This is a genomic window from Mesorhizobium sp. P2_C5_2 (genome assembly GCF_056404535.1).
On record NZ_JBFUDV010000007.1, the window covers coordinates 51,122 to 72,134 of the forward strand.

Sequence of the window (21,013 nt, forward strand, 5' to 3'; positions counted from 1 at the left end):
CAGCCAACAAGGGGAGACACTTCTTGCACCAAATCGCGGAGAAAATCAGCCGCCGGTGACGCTCATGTGTCTGGACACCGAGGGACGGCTGGTGCGGCGGTCGATGATGAAATCGTGCCCCTTCGGCTTGCGGCCGATCGCTTCGTCAATGGCATCAGCGACCAGTTCGTTGCCTTCGGACGCACGCAGCGGCGCGCGCAAGTCGGCGGCATCCTCCTGGCCCAGGCACATATAGAGCGTACCGGTGCAGGTCAGCCGCACGCGGTTGCAGCTTTCGCAGAAATTATGCGTCATCGGCGTGATGAAGCCGAGCCGGCCGCCGGTCTCGGCGACATGGACATAGCGGGCCGGGCCGCCGGTCTTGTAAGGGATGTCGCTCAGCGTGAACTGGCGCTCGAGCGAAGCGCGCAGCAGCGACAGCGGCAGATACTGGTCGGTGCGGTCGGCGTCGATCTCGCCCATCGGCATGGTTTCGATGACGGTGAGGTCCATGCCGCGGCCATGTGCCCAGCGCATCATTTCGGGCAGTTCGGTGTCGTTGAAGTCCTTCAGCGCCACCGCATTGAGCTTCACCTTCAGCCCCGCCGCCTGCGCAGCGTCGATGCCTTGCATGACCTTGCCGAGATGACCCCAGCGGGTGATGGCGTGGAACTTGTCGGCATCCAGCGTATCCAACGAGACATTGATGCGCTCGACGCCGCAATCGGCGAGTTCGGCGGCAAAGCGCGACAGCTGCGAGCCGTTGGTGGTCAGCGTCAGCTCTTCCAGCGCGCCGCTCTTCAGGTGCCGAGACAGCTGGCGCACCAGATGCATGATGTTCTTGCGCACCAGCGGCTCGCCGCCGGTGAGGCGCAATTTGCGCACGCCCTTTTCGATGAAGACGGTGCAGAGCCGGTCGAGTTCCTCGAGCGACAGCAGGTCCTTCTTGGGCAGGAACGCCATGTCCTCGGCCATGCAATAGGTGCAGCGGAAATCGCAGCGGTCGGTGACCGACACGCGCAAGTAGCTGATCGTGCGACCGAAAGGATCGATCATGTCCATGCGTCAAGCGTTTCCAATGGCTGCGAGTGGCGCCGTTATATACAGCTATGTGATACGATCCAACCCGCCATTCAAGATAGCCGCTCTTGATCTTTGGTAACATTCCCTGGCCGACATCCGATGTCGGTAGGGTCCAAATGGCCTTTTCCGGCTGCGCGAAGCAGCGTAGGGAAGGGCGGATTGATGCGGGATTGACGACATGACAGCGCCGAAGGAACTCAGGGTCTCGAAGGACAGAAAACTGCTGTCGGTCACCTTTCCCGATCATCGGCCGTTCGAACTGCCGGCCGAATTGCTGCGCGTCGCCTCGCCGTCGGCCGAAGTGCAGGGCCATTCACCGGACCAGCGGGTGACCGTGCCCGGCAAGCGCAACGTCGCCATCCTCAAGATCGAGCCGGTAGGCAACTACGCCGTGCGCATCACCTTCGACGATTTCCACGACACCGGTATATTCACCTGGAACTATCTGCACACGCTCGGTCACGAAAAGGACGAGCGCTGGAATGCCTATCTCGCGGAACTCAAGGAGAAGGGGCTGAGCCGCGACCGCTAGCGCGCCGGTGTCGTCAAAACGTCATCGATTGGGAGTAGCGCCGGCAAAGGTTCGGAGACGGGAAAAATGTCTGAGATCACATCGGTTGAACAACTCGAAGCGCTGTACGGTCTGCCCGGCGAAGCGTCGACGGTCAAGGAACTCGACCATGTCATTCCCGAATATGCCGCCTTCATCGAAGCTTCGCCCTTTGTCGCGCTGGCAACGAGCGGACCGGAAGGGCTCGACTGTTCGCCGCGCGGCGATCTCGCCGGCTTTGTGCGCATCCATGATCCGAAGACGCTGATGATGCCGGACCGGCGCGGCAACAACCGTGCCGATTCGCTGAAAAACATCATCAGGGATCCGCGCGTCGGGCTGCTGTTCCTGGTGCCGGGCTCGGGCACCACGCTGCGCGTCAACGGTCGCGCGCGCATAACCACTGACGCCACGCTTTGCGCCTCCTTCGCCGTCGAAGGCAAGCCGGCGCGCTCGGTCACCGTGGTCGATGTCGATTCGGTCTATTTCCAGTGCGCTCGCGCCATCGTCCGTTCGGAGCTGTGGAACCCGGCCAAGCATGTCGATCCGAAATCGCTGCCGACGCCGGGAAAGATCCTGGAAGTCACCAGCCGCAAGAACATCGACGGCGAAACCTACGACAAGGAATGGCCGGAGCGGGCGAAGAAGTCGATGTGGTGAGTTGGTCGCTTCTAGAGGCGAAGGCCGAGCTGGGCCGCTATTGTCCCAACTTGACGAACCGTACCCAGTTTGTCACCCACTTGCGCGATGCCAATTGAACCGACCTCGATCAAGGGCAATCAGCGAGTATGAACGGGACCGCCACCCCGGAGAAGGTAGCGGTCCTTGTTCTCATGGCCGCGACAATAGGGGATAGCTTTGGTCAATGGCGCCCTTCCTGCGGGCGACACGGCATAGCTGCTCATACATGATCGTCGCCGCGTTAAGCGCGGTGATCCCGGCCACGTCGTAGGGAGGGGATACCTCGACGACATCGCAGCCGACGATATCAAGGTCGCCGAGGGAGCGCAGGACGCGCAGCAGCTTGAGCGGCGTCAGGCCGCCGCCGACAGGTGTTCCCGTTCCCGGCGCATAGGCGGGATCAAGGCAGTCTATATCCACTGTCAGATAGCAGGGGCCTTCACCCACAACCTGCCGAATGGTCGCCGCAATGCCCTCGGGAGTGGCGTCGTCGCAGGACACGTTGTCGAGGATGGCAATGCCCATTGGATCATCGACCCATGTGCGGATGCCGACCTGGATCGACCTCGCAGGGTCGATGATGCCCGTCTCCACCGCTGTGCGGAACATCGTGCCATGGTCCATGGCCAACTCGCCGGGAGCCACTTTGGGGTCCTGCCAAGTGTCGGGGTGCGCATCAAACTGAATCAAGGCCAGCTTTCCATGACGCGCAGCCGTCGCCTTCAGCAACGGAAAGGAGATGAAATGGTCCCCACCAAGGCCGAACAGGGTTGCCCCGGTGGCAATCACCTCTGCCGCTGCGGCTTCGATGGTTCCGGGGATTGACCGAGAGTCGCCGTAATGGAGATAGACGTCTCCAACATCGACGGCTTTCACATATTGAAGAGGGTCGAAACCACCGGGATAGCTCGGCAGTTCGGCAAGCTGCCCGGAGGCGCTACGTACAGCGCCCGGCCCCAATCTCGCTCCCGGCCGGTTGGACGTGGCCAGATCGAACGGAACGCCAAGAATGGCAACGTCAGCGCCTTCGGCACTTCCTGCATGGGGAATTCGAAGAAATGTTCGCGCCGTCGTGAAAGTCTGCTCAGACGCAATGATCGATGATGATGTGATACCGGACAAAGGACACCTCTCGCGGGTGTCGTCCGGCCGACACCGATGATGAGTGCCAGATTGGCAGCCTCCGTTTCTCGGCGGTGGAGAAATGGTTGAGAACAGGCTGCCTGTCAACTCAGCTTTGCCTGGTCGTCAATTCTGATCGGTCAACTCGGAGGAGGGAAACCCAATGGCCGCGAAGAAGCTGGGCCCAATGTCCCAACGTCTCCTACCCACCTTTGCTTGCCTGCGCAATATCCAGCGTAATCCTATGCGGCCGCAGGGCCGCACAGAGCTACAACGATGCCAGGCACAGCCATGAAAAAATTGCGCAAAGTCGCAATCATGTCGATCGGCCCCAGACGAAACGCAAGAGCATGATCTTGCCGGGATCATGCTCTGGCTCTGCTCAGGTATCCTTCAGCACGTCGTAGATCTTGCGCATTTGTTCGCCGATCATGTCGCACTGTTCCGGTGTCGACTGGCTCATCGCCTTTTCAATCAGCGCCATATGCACCTTCAGCGCCTTCATCAAAAGGTCGGTGCCGGCCTCGGTAAGCGTCAGCCGCAGCACGCGCTTGTCCTTCTCGTCTCCCTCGCGGCGCAGCAGGCCGCGCGTCTCCAGCTGCGGCAACAGCATCGTAATGTTGGAGCGGCCGACCAGCAGTTTACGGGCGAGATCGTGCTGCGACATGCCAGGATGGCGATAGAGGTTCATCAGCACGTCGAGTTGCGCCGGCTTGAGGTCCAGCGGCGCCAGCTTCACCGCCAGCGCGCGCTCCAGCACATGACAGGCGCGCGCCACCGCGACCCAGTTGCGAAAGCGCGGGTTGTCCCAGGGCAGCTCTTGTTTAATGTTCATGTTTGAACTATTATGTTCATGCTTGAACGGAATGGATGGATCGCCACTATGGCATCATTTGGACTGAAGGTCATCCGGGGCGTGTTCGGCGCCGCTGAGCATGTGGCGCCCCGCCTGAGCGGCCGCGCCGCGTTCGAACTGTTCTGCCGCACCCCCAGCGTGAAGGCGCTCAGCGACGGCGAGCGCCGCGCGGTCGACCGTGCCGCCGGCTTCATGGCCGAGGCGCGTCACCACCGGCTGAAGACCAAAACAGGCTGCGTCATGGTGCACGAATTCCGGCCGGAGCCGGGCAGGGCATCCGCCGGCACGGTGCTGGTCATCCATGGCTGGCGTTCGCGCACCGAATATATGCGCGCGCTGATCGAAGGCTTTCGCAATGCCGGCTACCGGGTCGCCTCGCTCGACCTGCCGGGCCACGGCCAGTCGCTGGGCCGTCATCTCAACATGGTCAATGCGGTCGATGCAGCCAGGGTGGCCGCTGATTGGTTTGGACCGTTCAAGGCGATCGTCGGCCATTCCTTCGGCGGCGCTGTTGCCGCCAATGCCATTGCCGGTTCGATCAGAGGGATCCAGCCGGTGGCGGCCGAGCGGCTGGTGCTGGTCGCCGCGCCGAGTTCCCTGCCGGCAATCTTCGCCGACTTCAGTCGCATGCTCAATGTCGGCCCGCGTTCGCAGGTCTCCATGGCTGATCAGGTGAAACGGCTGTCAGGCCGGCCGCTCAACGAATTCACCGGCGACCGCCAATTGGCCGAAGCGCCGGTGCCGACGCTGGTCATCCACGCGCCCGACGACCGCGAAGTCTCGGCCGACCATGCCAGGCGCTATGCCGGCGCCGGCAGCCATGTGCGGCTGCACTGGGCCGATGGGCTCGGCCACCGTCGCATTCTCGCCGACAAGGGTGTCGTCGAACGCGCAGTGACTTTTGTCGGAAGCGAGCGCGAGCCGATACTGCACTGATCGCGATACTGGCGAACTGAGCTAGCCCTTCTTCTTGCCGCCCGGCTCGACCGGCAATCCGGCCGCCTTCCAGGCGGTATAGCCGCCGAGTATGTGCTTGACCGGCGACAGCCCCATATCTTGCGCCGTCTTGGTGGCCAGCGCCGAGCGCCAGCCGCCGGCGCAGAAGAAGACAAAGCTCTTGCCCGAGGCGAAGAACGGCTTGTGGTAGGGGCTTTCGGGATCGATCCAGAATTCCAGCATGCCGCGGGTGACATGTTTGGCGCCGGGGATCTGGCCGTCTCGCTCTACTTCGCGCGGGTCGCGCAGATCGACGAAGATTGTGCCCTCGTCGTCGAGCAGTCCGGCTGCTTCCTCCGGCGACACCACCTCGATCTCGGCATTGGCCTCGTCGAGCAACTCGCGATACCCTTTTTTCACGAACAATCCCTCCCGGCCGCGCCGTTTCGCCGCTGACCGGATTTCCAGCACAACATCGGCACTTTGTCACGCCGTTCCGGAAAGCCCCTGCCACGCCGCCATCGCCCCGGCGACGGTCGCCAGAAGTGCTGCGCGCGAGGCGCCGTCGCGGGCCTGGATCGACATGCCGTGCTGGACCGTCGCATAGAAGGTCGCTGCCGCGTCACTGTTGAAGCCAGCCGGCAATTCGCCTTCCGCCACACCGCGTTCCAGCCGTCGCAGCAAGGCTGTGTGGTTTTCGGCGCGGCGGCGGCGCAAATCATCGCAGATCGCGCCGCTGCTTGAATCCTGGTGCAACGCGCCAAGCGCGATCAGGCAGCCCTGCGGACGGTCGTTCTGCGAATAGGCTTTTGCCGTCTGGCGCAGGAAATTCTCGATCGCCTGGCATGCCGTCGGCGCTTCGTCCAAGGCGGTCCAGATCTCGGTGCCTTCGTTGCGGGTGTAATAGTCGGTCGCTTCGAGGAACAGCGCCTCCTTGCTGCCGAAGGCGGCGTAGAGGCTGGGCGAGCGGATCGCCATCGCCGCGGTCAGGTCGGCGATCGAGGTGCCTTCATAGCCCTTGGCCCAAAACAGCTCCATCGCCTGCCGCAGGGCGGCGGTTCGATCGAAGGTGCGGGGACGGCCTCTTTCCGGCATGGCTCTCTTTTCTGTGTTGATCGATACATAATTCAGTTGACCTTGCCGGGCAAGGCTGCCAGATGTTTATGTATCGATCGTTACATAAAAGGAGAACGACATGTCAGCGAACGGATTGAACGGCAAAGCAGCACTCGTCACCGGCGGCAGCCGCGGCATAGGTGCTGCGATTGCCAAGCGGCTTGCGGCCGATGGCGCAGATGTCGCCATCACCTATGTGAATGGCGAGGCGCTGGCGAAGACGGTCGTTGCCGAGATAGTGGCGGCAGGCGGCCGCGCCATCGCCATCCAGGCCGACAATCGCGACGCCACCGCCATCGAAGGCTCGGTCACCGAGGCCGTGAATGCCTTCGGCCGGCTGGACATTCTGGTCAACAGCGCCGGCATCTGGCGCACCGCGCCGATCGAGGACCTGTCGCTGGCCGACTTCGATGAAACCATGGAGGTCAATCTCAGGGCGCCGTTCGTCGCCTCGAAGGCGGCAGCGGCTCACATGGGCGAGGGCGGCCGCATCATTTCGATCGGCAGCAATCTGGCGGAGCGCGTCACCGACACCAGCCTTAGCGCCTATTCGACCAGCAAGGCGGCGCTGGTCGGGCTGACCAAGGCACTGGCGCGCGACCTCGGTTCGCGCGGCATCACCGCCAATGTCGTTCACCCCGGCTCGACCGATACCGACATGAACCCGGCCGGCGGCCCGCACGCCGAACACCAGCGACAGAAGATGGCGACGCCCCGCTTCGGCAAGGCTGACGAGATCGCCGGCATGGTTGCCTGGCTGGCCGGTCCGGAAGGGCGATTCGTCACCGGCGCGGCGCTGACCATCGACGGTGGCGCCAACGCTTGAAACAACAGCCCATTTTGACCCGGTCTGGGGTGGCGGCGACGCCGCTCCAGCCGTCACGATGTTGTGAAACCGTTCTGCAACAGGCCCGCCGAAATTTATGGAAGCTTAACGAAATCGGTATGAATCGGTATAGTAGCGCCTTACATCCGCCATGCGGTTGGCACGATCGTCTAGCGGCGCGGAACGGGAGCCGGCTTGCAGCCGGAGCGGGTGATCCATGAAATTCCTAGGAAACAAAGCCACTGTGATGCCGCTTGTGGTTGCGGCAGCGCTGGCCTTCGGTGTACCGCAGGCAAGCGCGCAGGGGCTGTTCGACATGCTGTTCGGCGGCGGCGTCAGGCACAATCAGCAGGGCGAGTTCCCACCACCGCCGAAGCGCAAGCCGAAGCCCGCCGTATCGGGCGGCGGCACCAAAATCAGCAGCCCGAGCTACTACACCTACAAGGCCGACCGGCTGGTCCGCGTCGACTTCACGACATTGGTGGCAGCATCCCCTCAGGTGGCAACTGCCGAAGACGCCGCCTTTGTGCCGTCGGCGACAAGCACCGCCTTCCGCGAAGCGGTTGCAGGCCTCAGCGACTATGAACTCTATGCCGAGCCCGATATCGCCAAGGCACTGATTGCCTATTACTCGGCCAATCCGGACTTCGTCTGGGTGAACGAAGGCAAGCCGAATGCCCGCGCCCAGGATGCGGTGCGGGTGCTTGGCGAAGCGGCAAGCTATGGCCTCGCACCTGCCGACTACTCGGTCGAGGTGCCGGCAGCCAACGCATCGGCGGTCGATGCCGACGCCCATTTGAAAGAACTCGTCCGCTTCGAGATGGCGCTGTCGGCGCGTGTACTGCGCTATGCCCATGATGCCCAGAGCGGCCGCGTCGATCCCAACCGCATCACCGGCTACTATGAATTCCCGCCGAAGCCGGTCGACATGGAAGGCGTGCTGAAGACGCTCGCCCACACCCAGCAGGTGCGCACCTATCTCGAATCGCGGCATCCGCAGAACGCCGAATATCAGGCACTGCGCGTCGAACTGGAATCATTGCAGGCCAGCGCCGAGAACGAAATCGTCGTCGATCCCAAGCTGTTGCTGAAGCCCGGCGAGACCAGTGCCGAACTGCCGAAACTGCTGACTCTGATTTCGCGCAATCTCGACGACGAGATGGGCGGCGCCTATGGCGAAATCCTGGCCCGGCTCGGTACCAGCGAAATCTATGTTCCCGAGCTGGTGCCGGTCATCAAGGCCGTGCAGGTCAAGGCCGGCATGAAGGGCGATGGCGTCATCGGCCCGCGCACCGTCGCCTCGTTAGCCGGCGCCTCCAAGGCCGACAGGCTGCAGAAAGTGCAGGTGGCACTTGAAGAGCTGCGCTGGATGCCGTCCGATCTCGGCAGCCCGCGCGTCTTCATCAACCAGCCCGCCTTCACCGCCAGCTATATCGACAATGGCGAGGAAAAGCTGAAGACCCGCGTCGTCATCGGCCGCACCACCAACCAGACCGCCTTCTTCTTCAAGGAGATCAAGCAGGTCGATTTCCATCCCTATTGGGGCGTGCCGCAGTCGATCATCGTCAACGAGATGCTGCCTAGGCTGCGCGGCGATCCGGGCTATCTCGACCGCGCCGGCTACGAGGTGACCGATTCGCGGGGCAGGCGGGTTCCCTCGTCCTCCGTCAATTGGGGCGCCTATGGCGCCAACATCCCCTACAGCGTGCGCCAGCAGCCGAGCGAAGCCAATGCGCTCGGCGAGTTGAAGATCCTGTTCCCCAACAAGCACGCCATCTACATGCACGACACACCGCAAAAGTCGTTCTTCGAGCGTGACATGCGCGCGCTGAGCCACGGCTGTATTCGCCTGCAGGATCCGCGCGGCATGGCGGCGGCTGTGCTCGGCGTCTCGGTCGATGACATCGCCGAAAGGCTGAAGCACGGCCATGCGACCGAAGACGTTACGCGCAAGATTCCCGTCTACGTCGCGTACTTCACCGCTTGGCCGGACCTGTCCGGCAACGTCGAATATTTCAACGACATCTACGACCGCGACACGCGGCTGATGCAGGCGCTGGACGCGACCGAGGCGGTGCGTTTGCCGTCGAGCTGATCCCACAACGGTTCCTCGTTCATCGAAACGAGGAATCATTCCTATCTCTTTGGTTTCTTTATATTTTAGACGGTCGCGTGTTTCGTGCGATCAGCGTTGGATGAGCGGACGCCGGAAGCCGGCGTCGCGGCCGGCGATCAGCCAATAGACCAGGCCCGCGACCAGGCCGGCGGCGGCGATGATGCCGATATCGGCCCAGCGTTGCGTGTCTTCTTCTGCGCCCGGCCAGATCAGGAAAAAGCCGGCCGCGGCGGCGGCCGCGCCGAACAGCATGTGGACGAGGAAATTGCGCAGCGCGAAGAACTCGGCGATCAGCGCGAAGATCAGCGTCTGCAGACCGGTCAGGATGATCGTCAGGAAATAGACGAGCATGCCGACCGGCGGCCATAGCAGAACCATCAGGGGCGTGTACGCCATGGCACCGAAATAGTCCGGCGCGTTGGGCAACGCGGCGAGGGCGCAGTAGATCACCACCACCGCGATCAAGCCCACCAGCACTGAAACGAAATAGCCGGCAAGCATCATCAGGATGCGCTTCAAAACGTGCTTTACCATCGCCATGCACCCCCGTGCCCTGCAATCGTTGCGCGCACTGAGCCATCAAAGGCCTATCGGCGCAAGAGTGCATCCAGCAGTGCTTTGCGGCAAATCTTCAGGCGCCGCCGCACATATGCTGCGAATCCGGCAGCGCCCATGTGCCCTTAAGGGTCAGGTCCACGCCGTAATAAACCCGGCCGCGGTCGTCGTCCTTCGGGCAGTCGCGGGGTATCGATATCAGGCACATCACCACGGGGTCGCCGACCCTGGAGCTTGCTAGGCCCGGCTCGCGGTCATAGGAGACCGCCACGCCATCATTGGTAAACCCAGCACGGCTTCCAGCCTCAGGACTTGCCGTCTCCAGCGGGTCGTCGCCAAGGCGCGTTGCCAGCTCGCTTATATGGGTAAAGGCGCATTGACCGATCGACGAGGGCAGGGGCTGGTCAGCACCGTTGGGATGGCGCGTGGCGATGTCGAGCGCCTTCTTGCCGATCAACGCGATGTTGTAGTCCTGCACCCAGGCCGGCGCATTGCCATAGGTCTGCAGGGCGTTGTTCTGAGCGCTGACGATGCACGCGGCGTCCTGCCCGCAGGCATTCCTGTCGGCAATCAGCGCACGGGCGATTTTGCGCTTGTCGCCGCCAAAGGCCGGCTCGAAGCCGACAAACGCCTTGGCGACCAGCGCATCGATTGCCGACAGTTGCGGGTCGGCGCAGATCGCCTTCTCCACCGGCAGGCTGGCCTTGCGGCAATCGAAGGAAGGTCCCTCGGCACGCGCCGCGTTACCGCAGATCATCGCGCAGGCCAAGGCAATGGCGAGCACGAGCCAGTTGGAAACCCGGCTGGAAGAAAGCATACCGCCCCCACTTTGGCGCACCAGTTTGCCCATCATTCTAGGCAGAAAGTCCGCCGTAAGGAATTGCCGAGGGGGCAGCAGCGCTATTTCGGTTCGGCAGTCACAGGATCGAAGGTGATTTCGACCTTCGCCTTGTCGGCCGTGTAATAGGTGACGGTGTAGCCGTCCTTGTCCCAGTCGACTTCCTTCACATAGCGAAAGCCGTCACGCTGCTCGACCTTGGCGATGATTGCCGAAAGTTTCTGGGCGTTCGTCGGCGGCAGCGGCCTGTCATCCGCGGCAAAGGCCGTTGAGCCGGCTAGAAGAACAGCAACACTGGTCGCCAAAACAAGATTTCGCATGATCACCCTCATTTCACGTTGGCATGAACCGCACGTGAAACTCGCTGGAAGGCCAGTTTGTTCCGCCAAGGCCTAGCGTCGGGCAGGTTCCGCAAAGCTTTAGATCGGAACGATGATGCCCGTGTATTGGCGCTAACCGCTGGCTAACCATGTGCGTTACCACGACCTGCGCCTGGTAGATCGATGGTGGTAGAGCTTTCGCCAAGACCCTGCTAAAGTTCTGGTCCTGGCGGGGTGGCATGGCGCGCCAAACCCGCCGGGATTTCTTCTCTCAGTGCGCGGCGGAATGTTTCAGGAACGGGTCGTCGCCTGTGCTGGACCAGAACCAGAAGGGACCGGGGCTCGAACATGGCTGTACGGAACTACACCCGTCAGCTGGCGACAATCATTTCTATCGATGCCGTCGGGTTTTCACGGCTGATGGGCATCGACGATGAGTCTGCTGTCGCGGCATTTGAGGAGCGGCGCGACATCATCGCCGACAGCTGTGGCACGTTTGGCGGCCGCACGTTCGGCGACGCCGGCGACAGCATCATGGCCGAATTCGGCAACCCGATCGAGGCCCTGCGCGCGGCCTTCGATTTTCAGGGCCGCATCGTCGCCCTCAACGCATCGGCTGCCGACGATATGCGCATGCCGTTTCGCGCCGGCATCAACACCGGCGACGTCATCGTGCGCGGCGGCCGCCTATACGGCGACGACGTCAACATAGCCGCCCGCATCCAGGAGTTCGCGCCGGGCGACGGTCTCGCCGTTTCGGAGACGACCTGGCACCATGTGAAGGACAAGACGGCGGCCGAATTCACCGATCTCGGCGAATTCATGCTGAAGAACATTGCTCTGCCGGTGCGCGTCCTGATCGCCGGCCGCGGCGCTAACGGATCCTCGCCGGCGGCATCGTTCGCAGCCATCCCCCCGGCCAATGCCCAGCAGAAGCTTTCGTCCAAGGGGCCGCCGGCGATCGCCGTGCTGCCCTTCCATGGCGATGGCGGCGAGCATGACATCGGCTATATGGCTGACGGCATAGCCGAGGACATTATCTACGGCCTTTCCAACACCAAGTGGCTCTCGGTCATCGCCAAAGGCTCCAGCTTCCAGTTTCGCGACGATACGCTGGGCACGCGGGTGATCGGCAACGCGCTCGGCGCGCGCTACATCGTCAGCGGCACGCTGATGCGCAATGGCAACCAGATCCGCCTCAACACCTCGCTGGCGGACGCGTCCAACGGGCGGTTGGTCTGGTCGCAGCGCTTCGATCGCGAACTGGTCGATATCTTCAACCTGCGTGATCAGATCGGCGCCGAGATCGTTTCGATCCTCGACAAGGAGGTCGACCGGGCGGAGCAGGCGCGCACCTTCCAGGTGCCCTGGGAAAGCCTGGAGACCTGGCAGCTGGTGCGGCGCGGACGCTGGCACATGAACCGGCGCACCCGCGGCGACACTGAAACCGCGCTGGAGTTCTTCCAGAAGGCCTACCGCGAGGATCCCAATTCAAGCGCTGTGCTGAACGAAATGGCGTGGTGGTATTTCTGGCGCGCATGGCTTCGTTTCGGCGACAGCGACGATCTGAACAAGGTCGAGCAATTCGCCCGCAAGGCGTTGCTGATGGACAGCCTGGATGCGCGCCCGCACGCCCATCTTGGCGCCGTCGACATCATGCGCGGCGAACCGCGATCGGCGGTCGACCATCTCGAGGAAGCGATCCACATCAATCCGAGCTTTGCCTTTGCGCGCTCGGCCATGGGCAGCGCCCAGCTGCTGCTCGGCAATGCCGCGTCAGCGATACCGTTCTTTCTCGACACCGAGCGACTGAGCCCGTTCGACCTCTACCGCTTCCACAATCTGGGGGAACTGACGGCCGCCTACAGTTTCGTCGAGGACTGGCCGGCGGCGATCGCCGCCGCCGACCGCTCGCTCAACCTGTCTCCGGGATATTTCTACGCCAGGTTCCTGAAAATCGGCGCGCTGATGCGCAGCGGCCGGCCGGAACAGGCGCGGCGCGAGATGGCGATTTTCGCCACAAGGCATCCCGATTTTTCCGAACAGCGTGTGCGCTGGATACCCTTCACCGACAAGGCCGCGAACGAATTCCTTGTCGCCAATTTCCAACTGGCCAAATGAGCATGGCGCCCAATACTGGCCGAACACCTGACAACTGTGAAAAAATTCACATACGTGCAACCGATGCAAACCTAGGCGTTGACAGGCCGGCATCGCAATAACGTGGACAGCCGGGGGGCTTGAACGCGCATGACCGAACTGAAGTATTTTGACGCCATTCGCGCGGCCCAGAAAAACCAGCGCCCGCTATCGGAAATGCCGCCCTTCGATCTCGGCCGGATCCGCAAGACGGGGCTGATTGCGCGCATCGTCGGGTCTCTGTTCGAAGATCCGCGCTGGGCGCTTTCCTTGTTGCGGCGCTTCCGCCCGACCGGCAAACTGTTCGGCGTTCTGCTGGTCACCAAGAACGCCGACGTCCGCGACATATTGGAGCGCGGCGACGAATTCCAGACCCCTTACGGCCCGGAAATGACCGAAATGGCTCGGGGTTCCAACTTCATCCTCGGCATGCAGGACGGCGCCGACTACCGGCGCATGAAATCGTCGGTGCTCAGCGCCTTCCCGCCGGCCGAGGTCGAGGCCGCCGTCAGGCCGATCGCGGCGCGTCACTCGCAAGAGATAATGATGCACGCCAGCCCCGGCTTCGATGCGATCTCCAGATTGATGAAGATCGTCCCGGTGCACATCTGCCGTGACTATTTCGGCGTCGAGATCGACGATGAATCCGAATTCGCCGACTGGGCGATCGCGTTGAGTGCGCTGTTCTTTTCCGACCCGGGGGCGAGCCCCGTCATGCGTGAGCTCGCGGTGGTGGCGGGCGACCGTATCCTCAAAGTCATCGACCGCTCCATTCAGTCGGTCAGGGACCAGGGCTTGAAGACCGAGCAACCGCTGGCGAGGCTGGTTGCCCAGATGGATCAGGGCCGCCTGTCTCGGGACGACCTCAACTCGATCATGCTCGGCATGATCGCCGGCTTTGTCCCGACCAATGTGTTGGCCGGCGGCAATTGCCTCGATGTGATTCTGTCGCGGCCCGATGCACGGCAGGCCGTCGACGCAGCACTTGCAGAAAACGACACCGGCAAGCTCGACCGGGCCGTCCTCGAAGCCATGCGCTTCAAGCCTATCTGGGTCGGCCCCTGGCGCTACACCGCCCGCGACGCGATCATCGGCAAGGGCACGCGGCGCGAGCGCCTGGTGAAGGCAGGCACCGTGGTCATGCCGGCCACCTTGTCGGCGATGTTCGACGCGGACGCCGTGCAGAACCCGGACCAGTTCGATACATCGCGCCCGCATCGCGATTACATGGTCTTCGGCCATGGTATCCATCAGTGCATCGGCGCCGAGATCGCCAGGATCCAGATCGGCGAAAGCCTGCGCGCTCTGTTCCAGAAGCAGGGCCTGCGCCGCCTGCCCGGCAAGGCCGGGCGGATGACGCGCATCGGCGCCTATCCGGAAACCCTCAAGGTCGATTTCGAGCCGGCAGCACTCGGCCGCACCGTCACGCAGTCGATGGTGACAGTGGTCTGCCCGGTCACCCGGTCCGGATCGCTGGACTCTGTCCGCGACAAGGTTGCGAGCCTTGGCAACCCGGCCAGCGAGGAGGTCCGCACCGCGCTCGACATCGTCGGCACCATCCATTTCACCAGCCTGGCCGTTGTCGGCACTGGCGAGATCGACGCTGATTCCGGTCAGGAAAAAGGAGCTCTGGTTCTCGAGATTTCCGGCGACGGCAGTATCGATGACGTCATCAATGCCGTGACGCACGCCATCGGGCACCGGCTGCGGCCGATCTTCAAGGACGTCTGCGACCTGCGCGACGGTGGCGCCTTGAACGACTTCCTGCGCAAGCACAATGTCGACATATCGCCCTCATTCGGCAGCAATGCCGGGCTGGTGTTTTCCGGAACTCCGGGGCACTCGGTCCAGCGTATCAAGGCCGAGCAGCAGCTTTTCGAAGCCGTGCGCGACATCGTGGAGCGGCCACGCAAGGGGACCGGCAACGCTCCCGCCGTGCTCGCTGAAGTTCGCCAGCATCTTCAGTCATTGGGGACGTTTGCCTGGGCGTTCGAGCCGGCCGAAAGCCTGCTGGAAAAGCCGCCGGGCCATTGGGGCCGTGCCCTGATGACGACCTTGCTGGTACCGCCGGTCTTCGTCACAGTGGCGATCATCTGGGCTGCTTGCTGGTACATGACCTACAGTGTGGTGTTCGGTAGATCTATCGACATCAGTTCCCAGGAAATCTCCTTCACCGCCATAGCCGTAGCAATCACTTCGCTTTTGTTGTCGGGGCTTGGAGTGTTGGTGGCAGCGGCTCTGCTGGTGTTTTTGTGCTTGCTGGCGCTGCGGCGCCGCGAGGACAAGGATTTACCGGAAAGTACGTCGATCGGCATATCTGAATTGAACGCGATACTCGTCAAGGAGGACCACGCGGCGCAGAACCATCTGACCGCGATTTCGACGATGAAGGCTGGCATCTTGCGGCGGCTGGCACTCAGGTTTTCCTTCTACCTGATCTCGATAGCTGCCCAGAAGGTGTTCAAGCCAGGCTTCCTCAACACCATCAACACCATCCACTTTGCCCGCTGGATACTGCTGCCCGGCTCCAACCGATTGATGTTCTTCTCCAACTACGGTGGCAGCTGGGAAAGCTATCTTGAGGACTTCATCGCCAAGGCATCCGCTGGCCTGACTGGAGTGTGGAGCAACACCGTGGGCTATCCACGTACACGATGGCTGTTCCTTGACGGCGCGCGCGACGGCGATCGCTTCAAGCGCTGGGCGCGGCGCCAGCAGGTGCCGACACTGTTCTGGTACTCCGCCTATCCCCAAATCAACACAACGCGCATCCGGATCAATTCCCGGGTCAGGCGCGGCATTGCTTCCGCCGTCGGCAACGAGGCGCGCGACTGGCTGAGCTTGTTCGGTTCGCTACGGCGCCCGGCGAGCGAAACAACCACCGTTCAAAAGACCACCTCGATGCTGGCCAATATCAGCTCTGCCTTTCCGGCACCTCTCGAGCAGCAGCTAGAATCCGGCGAGATCCAGTCCATCTTCTTCGGCCCGCTCGGCCCGCTCGGTTATTCGCATATGCTTGCGATCCGCGTGCCGGACAAGTTGCCGGCGCCCAAGCGCAGAGCCTGGCTCGATTTTGTTGTCGAGCAGACGAGTTTCGGCGAAGGCAGGCCCGCCGGGCGAGCCATGATAGTAGCCTTTGGTCCCGGTGGCCTGCGGCAGCTTGGGCTCGACGAGAGCGTAGGGGACGAGCCACTGGAAACATTTCCGATCGCCTTTCGCCATGGCATGGGCAATCCCGAGCGTGGGCGTATTCTGGACGACCGAGGCCGCGACGGCCCGGACGAATGGGAGTGGGGGTCGTTGGAGAACCCTGTGGACCTGGTCATCGTCTGCTATGCTGAAGACCCGGGAAGGTTGAAGACCGAGATTGCCACCGTCAAACGAAAGACGACCGGTGCAGGCATGAAGGTCGTCGCCGAACTGCCGCTCGCCGTAAATCGGGGTCCGACCGACACGAATACGAAATCGTCCGACGGGGCAAAGCGTGACGATAGGTCGGAACGTGGGCCAGCCTACGAGCATTTCGGTTTCGCGGACGGGATTTCGCAGCCGATTGTCCGGGGTACGACCCGCGCCAGCAGAGGCGCCGCGCCCATGCATCTGGTCGCGCCCGGCGAGTTCCTGTTCGGTTATCGTGACGAGCATGGGTTCTATCCAGCCTCGCCCTCGGTAAGCGCCTCACGCGATCGGACCGGAATCCTTTCGCAGGTGCGCCGCAGCCGGCTGATTCCGGGCCTGCCGCCACCGCCGCGCGATTTCGGCCGCAATGGTTCATTCCTCGTTATTCGCCAGTTCGAGCAGCATGTCGACGTCTTCAACGACTACTGCAAAAAGGCTGCAGCCTCGGTCGCGAGCCAACTCGGCAACCAAGCCATCACGCAAGATTGGATTGCCGCCAAGATGCTCGGCCGCTGGCAGAACGGTAGCTCGCTGGTGCGCAACCCCGATCATCCTGGACGCATCATCGACAACAACTTCGCCACTGGCGCCGAGGATCCGCAAGGCCATCGCTGCCCGCTTGGTGCCCACATACGCCGTTCCAACCCGCGCGATTCGCTGGGCGAGGACCGCGACACGCAGATCAATATCGGCAAGCGCCATCGTATCCTGCGGGTAGGCCGCACCTATGAGAAGCCGGACGGCAAGAATGGCAAGGTCGAAAAGGGACTGCTCTTCATGTGCCTTAACGCCGACATCGAGCGCCAGTACGAATTCATCCAGCAGACCTGGGTTTCATCGGCCACGTTCCAGGGCCTCGTCGCTGAAAAGGACCCGACGATTGGTTCGCGCGACGGCGATGGCAGGTTCACCATTCCGTCATGGGAAAAGGTCACGACGCTCCGTGACATGCCGCAATTCGTCACCACCAAGGGGGGTGGGTATTTCTTCATGCCCAGCCGCTCGGCGTTGCGCTATCTGATTTCGCGGCTCTGATTCGGCGTCAGTCGTCGTCTTGCGACTCGGCGATATGACGCAATGCGCCAGCGTCGGTGATGCGCAGGCCGCCGCGCTTGATGGCGATGAACGAGCGGGCGCGCCAGTCGTTGAGCGTCTTGTTGACGGACTCGCGCGTGGCGCCGAGGAATTCTCCGAGCTCCGATTGCGAGATCGGGATCCAGCCGGCGGCGTCGGCCATCACCTCGGCCAGGAAGACCAGGCGCTTGGCGAGCCTGGCCTCGATGCCAAAGAAGGCCTGGTCACCGAGCTCGCCGCTCACCCAGCGCAGCCTGGCGCACAGAAGTTCGATCATCGCGCGCGCCAGTGGCGGATTTTTTTCAATGCGATCAAAGAGTTGTGTCCTGCTGACCGACACCAGCTCGCAAGCGGTGAGGCAGATGGCGGTGGCGGTGCGGGGCCGCCCGTCAAGCGCGCCGATCTCTCCGACCAGGCTGCGCGACAGCTCGATATTGGCCACCAGCTTCTGACCGCCAGGCGAATAGATCGAGATTTCCACCGTGCCGGTCATCACCCCGTAAATGCGGTCGGCGGCATCTTCCTGGACGAACAGATGTTGGCCGGCAGTGCAGCGCTCGACCTTGCAGCCGCTGAACAGAATATCGAACAGCTTTGGATCGATGCGCGCCAGGCGCGGCAGATCGTTTCTGTCGTTCGCGCCACCAAAAGCCATGTTGAACTTCCCAATTGCCGCAACCAGCAAAGTTTACGGCAAGAGTGCACCGCATCAAAGCCCGGTGTTCATCCCTTTGCCATTACGCCTTCTAAAGGCGTGGAGCAGTGGTTGCGCCCAGTGCTGGCTTGCGCCAAGCGGAAAGCCGTCTGCACGCGCGGCGGGAGGAGCCGGGCGTGCAGACGGCAACTGATAAAAATGGTTAGGTGATCAAAATTTCCGCCGAGCGGATACGCAATACTCATCTCCGCCCGCTGCAATAGGTCGGCGCAAACGGCATCACCGTCTGTGATCGAGATCACATACGGCAGCGCTAAAATAATGCGATTGTCATACGTCGCGCGAGCGACTGCGGGCGAAGAGACATGCCAACGTCACGCCCTGGTCATATTCGACGCGCGTTGATTTGTTTCCTTGCGTGACAGCCAGAATTCCGCCAGTCTAAAATGGGGCAATACAGTTCTTTACTTTGACAGAACCTTTGGGGGAGGGCGGCCATGCCGGTCAGCAGAGAACAGCGAATCCGTCAATATCTTGATCTCGTCACTGGCGGCGAGGGGACTGAAGCGGTCCTTGCAAACATGGGGACGATGGCCGGTGACGCCCTGGAATCCCTTGCGCCCACGGATGGCGGCAAGACGGAAGCGGCGTTTGAATCGGCGCGCGCCGGTGCGGAAAATCTGGCGCGAGGGGCTGAAGTCACGCCAGAGCAGCTTTCCGATCTGGAAGCCATTATCATCCCGGAGTTGCGGCCGGTCTACGACATCAAGGACGGAAGCTTCACTACATTGACCTTCGATGGTCGGCCCACGCCCGGCCATTCGTTGTGGACCAAGCTCACCAGTGACGTCGCGTTGAAGCAGCGGATCGAGTCGGCCCTACCGGCGATCGGGCGCATCGAACTGCTGTGGAACACCAACATCCCTTATGGCGGTACCGGTTTCGTTGTCGGCCGCAACCTGTTGATGACCAACCGCCATGTCGCGCAGATCTTTGCTGACGGTCTCGGCGACCGCAATGTGCAGTTCATCAACGGCCGTGCCGCCGGCATCGACTTCAAGCGCGATGCGGCAGCCGGACATGTCTTCAACATCCTCAAGGTCCGGATGATCCATCCCTATTGGGACATGGCGATCCTCGAGGTCGAGGGCCTGCCGGGCAGTATCACGCCACTGCCGCTCGCCGTCGCCGACGCGCGCGAATTGCGGCAGCAGGAGGTCGTCGCCATAGGCTATCCGGCATTCGACAATCGTAATCCGGACGATGTCCAGACCGACCTTTTGCGCAACCGCTTCCAGGTCAAGCGCCTGCAGCCGGGCATGCTGCAGGGCGGCTCCGAGACCGAGAGTTTCGGCAAGATCGTCAGTGCGGCGACACATGATTGCTCGACGCTGGGCGGCAACTCCGGCACGGCTCTACTCAATCTCGCCACCGGCGAGGTTGTCGGGCTGCATTTCGCCGGCCGCTATCTCGAGCGCAACTATGCCGTACCCACCGGCGTGCTGGCCAGGGACCAGCGGGTCGTCGACCTTGGCCTCAATTTCGTTGGAGCCACTGGCGGCACCAACGATTGGGGCGCCTGGTGGAACAAGGCCGACAGCGCGTCGCCGGCCGAAGGCGTGAACCTGGTCGAAGTCGGCGGCGTCAAGAAAATTCCGGGCGTCATCACCCAGGCACCGCCACCCACCGGCGGAGGCGTCGTCGTTTCGCCCGGCGGCAGCGTCACCTTCGAAGTGCCGTTGCGCATCACCGTTTCGCTCGGCGCCGTTCCTGGCCACGAGGCAACAGCTGAAGCGGTGGAGCTCGAGGCCGCCAAACCTTCAGCACCCGGCAACGCGTTCGTTCCCAAAACCACCGCCGACTATGACGGCTTTGAGGGCTATGACGAGAAGTTCCTGTCCGGCGGCACCAAGCTGGCGCCAGTGGTCGTGCCGATGCCGGACGCGAAAGACCAGTCCGTGCTGGCGCCGCTCAAGGCCGGCGGCACGCAGCTCGACTACCAGAATTTTTCGCTGAAGATGCACGCCAAGCGACGGCTGGCGCTGTTCACGGCCTCCAACGTCACCGAAGAGAGCCAGCTGCGCGAGCCGGAAAAGGGTCGTAACTATTCGCGCGCCAGCCTGTTCAACGAGCGCTGGTTCCCGGACCTGCGGCTCGACGACAAGTACCAGATTCCCGATATCTTCTACACCCAGGACCAGGGCGCCTTCGACAAGGGCCATATCGTCCGGCGCGATGACGTTGCATGGGGCAAAACCTTCGAGCTCCTGCTCAAGGGCAATGTCTGCTCCTTCCATGTCACCAACTGCTCGCCCCAGGTGGAAGGCTACAACCGCTCGGGGAGCGGTGAGAAGAACTGGGGCGATCTCGAAAACCACGTGCTGTCGGAGGCGGCAAGCGAACGGCTTTGTGTCTTCGCTGGCCCGGTCCTCGCCGATGACGACAGAACCTTTGCCGGCAAAGGCCCCAAGGGAACAAGTCTTCGCGCGCCGGTGCCGCGCCGTTTCTGGAAGGTGGTCGTGGCGCGCGTCGCTGACGGCCTTGCCAGCTATGGCTTCGTCCTCGAACAGGACCTCACTGACACGGAACTGGAGTTCACGGTCTCCGAAGAATTCATCGGCGCCATGTACCCGCTGACCGAAATCTCCGAAATGACCGGCGTCAGCTTCGACCAATCGCTGATCGACGCCGACCAGTACGACACCGTTCGCGGCACCGAGATCGCCATGCGGGCCGGGTCGCGGAAACGAAAGAAGAAGAGCTAGGGG

At 62.4% G+C, this 21,013-nt stretch carries 17 protein-coding genes; 8 read left to right on the forward strand and 9 right to left on the reverse strand.

The genetic code is table 11. The features are described 5' to 3' along the window. Positions 1 to 45: 45 nt before the first annotated feature. Positions 46 to 1,041: a GTP 3',8-cyclase MoaA gene (moaA, locus tag AC1D1B_RS25550; RefSeq protein ID WP_477335545.1), complete on the reverse strand. Its 996-nt coding sequence runs from the start codon at positions 1,039 to 1,041 to the stop codon at positions 46 to 48. A gap of 199 nt (positions 1,042 to 1,240) precedes the next feature. On the opposite strand from moaA, the gene AC1D1B_RS25555 reads away from it, so the two are divergent. Both AC1D1B_RS25555 and AC1D1B_RS25560 read left to right on the forward strand, forming a co-directional pair. Beyond that, positions 1,241 to 1,594, forward strand: coding sequence for a gamma-butyrobetaine hydroxylase family protein (locus AC1D1B_RS25555; RefSeq protein ID WP_477335547.1), 354 nt, complete (start codon positions 1,241 to 1,243; stop codon positions 1,592 to 1,594). Between the two features lie 66 nt (positions 1,595 to 1,660). Further along, on the forward strand, positions 1,661 to 2,272 hold the full coding sequence (locus AC1D1B_RS25560; RefSeq protein ID WP_477335548.1) for a pyridoxamine 5'-phosphate oxidase family protein: 612 nt from the start codon (positions 1,661 to 1,663) through the stop codon (positions 2,270 to 2,272). A 171-nt stretch (positions 2,273 to 2,443) separates the two neighbouring features. Here AC1D1B_RS25560 and speB read toward each other — a convergent pair whose 3' ends face one another. Both speB and AC1D1B_RS25570 read right to left on the reverse strand, forming a co-directional pair. Continuing rightward, the gene (gene speB / locus AC1D1B_RS25565; protein WP_477335550.1) at positions 2,444 to 3,415 is read right to left on the reverse strand and encodes an agmatinase; all 972 of its coding nucleotides are present in this window, start codon (positions 3,413 to 3,415) and stop codon (positions 2,444 to 2,446) included. Positions 3,416 to 3,797: 382 nt separating this feature from the next. Then, positions 3,798 to 4,250 (reverse strand): MarR family winged helix-turn-helix transcriptional regulator, encoded by a 453-nt coding sequence (locus AC1D1B_RS25570; RefSeq protein ID WP_477335552.1) that lies wholly within the window; start codon positions 4,248 to 4,250, stop codon positions 3,798 to 3,800. A gap of 48 nt (positions 4,251 to 4,298) precedes the next feature. On the opposite strand from AC1D1B_RS25570, the gene AC1D1B_RS25575 reads away from it, so the two are divergent. After that, the gene (locus tag AC1D1B_RS25575) at positions 4,299 to 5,207 is read left to right on the forward strand and encodes an alpha/beta hydrolase (protein ID WP_477335554.1); all 909 of its coding nucleotides are present in this window, start codon (positions 4,299 to 4,301) and stop codon (positions 5,205 to 5,207) included. 21 nt (positions 5,208 to 5,228) lie between these two features. Here the strand turns inward: AC1D1B_RS25575 and AC1D1B_RS25580 are convergent, their stop codons facing one another. Continuing rightward, positions 5,229 to 5,627, reverse strand: coding sequence for a rhodanese-like domain-containing protein (locus AC1D1B_RS25580; RefSeq protein ID WP_112618244.1), 399 nt, complete (start codon positions 5,625 to 5,627; stop codon positions 5,229 to 5,231). A 66-nt stretch (positions 5,628 to 5,693) separates the two neighbouring features. Beyond that, entirely contained in the window at positions 5,694 to 6,302 is a 609-nt protein-coding gene (locus AC1D1B_RS25585) for a TetR/AcrR family transcriptional regulator (protein ID WP_477335556.1), read from the reverse strand. A gap of 100 nt (positions 6,303 to 6,402) precedes the next feature. Between AC1D1B_RS25585 and AC1D1B_RS25590 the strand changes: the two genes are divergently transcribed. Both AC1D1B_RS25590 and AC1D1B_RS25595 read left to right on the forward strand, forming a co-directional pair. After that, positions 6,403 to 7,149, forward strand: a complete 747-nt coding sequence (locus AC1D1B_RS25590; RefSeq protein ID WP_477335558.1) for a 3-oxoacyl-ACP reductase family protein — start codon at positions 6,403 to 6,405, stop codon at positions 7,147 to 7,149. A gap of 217 nt (positions 7,150 to 7,366) precedes the next feature. Then, positions 7,367 to 9,244 (forward strand): L,D-transpeptidase family protein, encoded by a 1,878-nt coding sequence (locus AC1D1B_RS25595; protein WP_477335560.1) that lies wholly within the window; start codon positions 7,367 to 7,369, stop codon positions 9,242 to 9,244. 90 nt (positions 9,245 to 9,334) lie between these two features. Here the strand turns inward: AC1D1B_RS25595 and AC1D1B_RS25600 are convergent, their stop codons facing one another. The 3 genes from AC1D1B_RS25600 to AC1D1B_RS25610 form a co-directional block, all read right to left on the reverse strand. Next, positions 9,335 to 9,805 (reverse strand): hypothetical protein, encoded by a 471-nt coding sequence (locus tag AC1D1B_RS25600; protein ID WP_477335562.1) that lies wholly within the window; start codon positions 9,803 to 9,805, stop codon positions 9,335 to 9,337. A 91-nt stretch (positions 9,806 to 9,896) separates the two neighbouring features. Continuing rightward, the gene (locus AC1D1B_RS25605; protein WP_477335564.1) at positions 9,897 to 10,637 is read right to left on the reverse strand and encodes a lysozyme inhibitor LprI family protein; all 741 of its coding nucleotides are present in this window, start codon (positions 10,635 to 10,637) and stop codon (positions 9,897 to 9,899) included. An 83-nt stretch (positions 10,638 to 10,720) separates the two neighbouring features. After that, entirely contained in the window at positions 10,721 to 10,978 is a 258-nt protein-coding gene (locus AC1D1B_RS25610) for a PepSY domain-containing protein (protein WP_477335566.1), read from the reverse strand. 348 nt (positions 10,979 to 11,326) lie between these two features. Between AC1D1B_RS25610 and AC1D1B_RS25615 the strand changes: the two genes are divergently transcribed. Continuing rightward, positions 11,327 to 13,099 (forward strand): adenylate/guanylate cyclase domain-containing protein, encoded by a 1,773-nt coding sequence (locus AC1D1B_RS25615; RefSeq protein WP_477335568.1) that lies wholly within the window; start codon positions 11,327 to 11,329, stop codon positions 13,097 to 13,099. A gap of 129 nt (positions 13,100 to 13,228) precedes the next feature. Continuing rightward, positions 13,229 to 17,551, forward strand: a complete 4,323-nt coding sequence (locus tag AC1D1B_RS25620; RefSeq protein WP_477335570.1) for a cytochrome P450 — start codon at positions 13,229 to 13,231, stop codon at positions 17,549 to 17,551. A gap of 7 nt (positions 17,552 to 17,558) precedes the next feature. On the opposite strand, the gene AC1D1B_RS25625 is transcribed toward AC1D1B_RS25620, so the two are convergent. After that, positions 17,559 to 18,245, reverse strand: a complete 687-nt coding sequence (locus AC1D1B_RS25625; protein ID WP_477335572.1) for a Crp/Fnr family transcriptional regulator — start codon at positions 18,243 to 18,245, stop codon at positions 17,559 to 17,561. 497 nt (positions 18,246 to 18,742) lie between these two features. Here AC1D1B_RS25625 and AC1D1B_RS25630 point away from each other — a divergent pair, with 497 nt between their 5' ends. After that, on the forward strand, positions 18,743 to 21,010 hold the full coding sequence (locus AC1D1B_RS25630; protein WP_477335574.1) for a DNA/RNA non-specific endonuclease: 2,268 nt from the start codon (positions 18,743 to 18,745) through the stop codon (positions 21,008 to 21,010). Positions 21,011 to 21,013: the final 3 nt, after the last annotated feature.